Here is a 2595-nt window from a genome sequence, read left to right as displayed (position 1 = left end):
TTTTACTGATACTGGCCAGACCAAGCTGAACTGCTCGATCCGATCCAAAACATCCCCCACAACGAGGGACAAAATTTGGCATTGACTATCAAGCACACTGTTGAGTTCTCAAACAACCGACGCACACATCCGAACCAAACCTTCCGGCCTGACCCGCTCAGGGCGACTCGTAAAACTTATCAGATCCGATTCCGTTTCCCAAATCCCTCGAAAGTGATCTGAGCCGCAATGCGATTCGGATAAGCCCCACCTGATCAAGAGCGCACAAAGCACCCGGTAGATCTTGAGTGAGTTCCCGCCCCGGGACCGGCCAGCCCGCGTTCTCCGCGGTTCCTGTCCGTGCCTCCCTGTCGGGCGAACGACGAGAACGTTACGGGAGGGGGACCGTCGAGTCAAAACCAGACGGGGGTGATGGCGACCACACCCGACGCACGGCTCGTTCCCAGGCCAAGCAGGTGCCAGCCATGGGTGGTCATATCCCCATGGTCAGAGCAGATCGTGAGTCGCAGTGCACCTTCCTGCGCCTCGACGACCAAGGAACCTCCACCAGGCCCGGGGCTCGGTAATTTTTCGTCCATCTTTCGTCGCACACCGAGCCCCGGTACAGCCGGCCTTGCCCGTCAGCCACCCGCCTCGGTGTTCTCGAGGACCATCGCCAGGCCCTGACCGACCCCGATGCAGATCGCGGCCACACCCCAGCGCGCGTTCTCTGCTCGAAGACGGCGGGCGAGGGTGCCGAGCACGCGTGTCCCGGATGCGCCCAACGGGTGGCCCACCGCGATCGCCCCGCCCCAGGCGTTCACGATCTCCTCGTCGACCTTCCAGGCGTCGACGCACGCCAAGGACTGGGCCGCGAAGGCCTCGTTCAGCTCGACCGCGGAAACATCCGCCCAGGTGATGCCCGAGCGCTCCAGTGCCTTGTTCGCCGCCTCGACCGGCGCGTACCCGAAGTACTGAGGCTCGTTCGCGACCGCCGCTCGACCCGCGACACGGGCAAGGGGCTGGAGACCGGTGAGATCCGCCGCGGCCTCCGAACCGAGCAGCGCCGCACTCGCTCCGTCGGTCAGCGGCGAGGCGTTCGCTGCGGTGATGGTGCCGTCAGGGCGAAAGCTCGGCTTGAGGGAGGCGAGCTTTGCCAGGGTGCCGCTCGGACGGATCGGCTCGTCGCGAGCCAGCGGCTCCTGGCCGGCACCGGGTCCCGTGTAGCTGACGACCAGATCGTCGTAGTGCCCGCTCTCCCACGCCTCGTGCGCGAGGCGATGCGACCGCAACGCGAACTCGTCCTGCCTCTCCCGCGAGATCCCGAACCTCTCCCGCAGCCGCTCGCTGCCCTCTCCCATGGAGACCGTCCAGTCAGGGTGCATTCGGTTGTTGGTGAGACGCCAGCCCAGCGTCGTCGAGACCATCTCCAGATTCCCCGCCGGGAAGCCACGCTCCGGCTTCGGAACCACCCACGGAGCTCGGCTCATCGACTCGACGCCACCGGCGATCACGACCTCCGCGTCACCGGACTCGATGGCGCGAGCACCCTGAATCGCGGCCTCCAGGGCCGAGCCGCACAGCCGGTTCAGAGTGACGGCCGGAACCGTGACCGGTAGACCGGCGAGAAGCACCGCCATGCGGGCCACGTTCCGGTTGTCCTCACCAGCACCGTTGGCGTTGCCCAGCATCACGTCGTCGATCTGTGCCGGGTCGAGCCGCGGCGCTCGGCGAACCTGCTGCTCGATCACGAATCCAGCGAGGTCGTCCGGCCGCGCACCGGCCAGCGCACCGCCATACCGGCCGAAGGGGGTCCGTACCGCGTCGTACACGAATGCCTGCCTCATTGCACCATCCTTGATGTTCGTCCGACGAACTCACGTCGTCCACGCGTACAACCGAGGTTAGCCGGTGCCGGATCCTGGCCCCGGCCCTCCTCGACGGCAGCCGAGGACAGTACGCGGAGTCGCCCGATGGGGGCGAGTACGGCAGTCCGCGGCGCATCGCACGCGGCGGCGACCAGGAACCTTGGCCGGTGAGCCGGCGCCCGCGGTGCCGGGCGCATCTGAGCACGACGGCTTGCCTCCGTCCGACGGGGTCCGCCGCCGTCCATAGGGTGCGTCCAGGTCGGGGCAGTCCACGGGGGCGGTCACAAGATCCCAGACGACCCCGTCTTCCAGAACCCACCTCATCGCCCAGCGATCGGCCTCGTCCAGGGACAGCCGACCCGCGACAACCTCAACGAAGCGATCTTCGATCTCATCAAGAGTCGGCTGGCCGCTGGCATCCATGCCCGGACCGTTGAGGCAAGGCAAACGTTGCAGATGCGGCACTAGGCCGTGTCCGGTGAATCGCGGAGCCAGAGGATGATCGCGGCGAGGGTGAGTTCGGTGCGGTAGTAGGCGGCTCTCTTGGTGTAGCGGGTGGCCAGGGCGCGGAACTGTTTGAGCCGGTTGAAGCAGCGTTCCACGACGTTGCGGCCCTTGTAAGCCTCGGCGTCGAAGACGGGCGGGCGTCCGCCCCGGTGGCCCTTGCGCAGCCGGTGGGCGGTGTGGTCCTTCTTCTCCGGGCTGGTGAACGTGATCCCGCGTTTGCGCAGCGCCCGGCGGGTTGACG

Annotated in this window: 2 protein-coding genes; both read right to left on the bottom strand. The window is 66.7% G+C overall.

The genetic code is table 11. The annotated features are described in order from the left end of the window. Nucleotides 1–620 precede the first annotated feature (620 nt). Nucleotides 621–1826 (bottom strand): thiolase family protein, encoded by a 1206-nt coding sequence (locus HGK34_RS22030; protein ID WP_201851536.1) that lies wholly within the window; start codon nucleotides 1824–1826, stop codon nucleotides 621–623. 485 nt (nucleotides 1827–2311) lie between these two features. Beyond that, nucleotides 2312–2595 (bottom strand): transposase (locus HGK34_RS22025; protein WP_201850583.1); only part of this gene is annotated, 284 nt, incomplete at its 5' end.

The sequence above is a fragment of the Myceligenerans indicum genome (assembly GCF_016742955.1).
Lineage (GTDB): Bacteria > Actinomycetota > Actinomycetes > Actinomycetales > Cellulomonadaceae > Myceligenerans > Myceligenerans indicum.
Note: the sequence above shows the minus strand (reverse complement) of the source record. Positions and strands in the feature narration are given on the sequence as shown.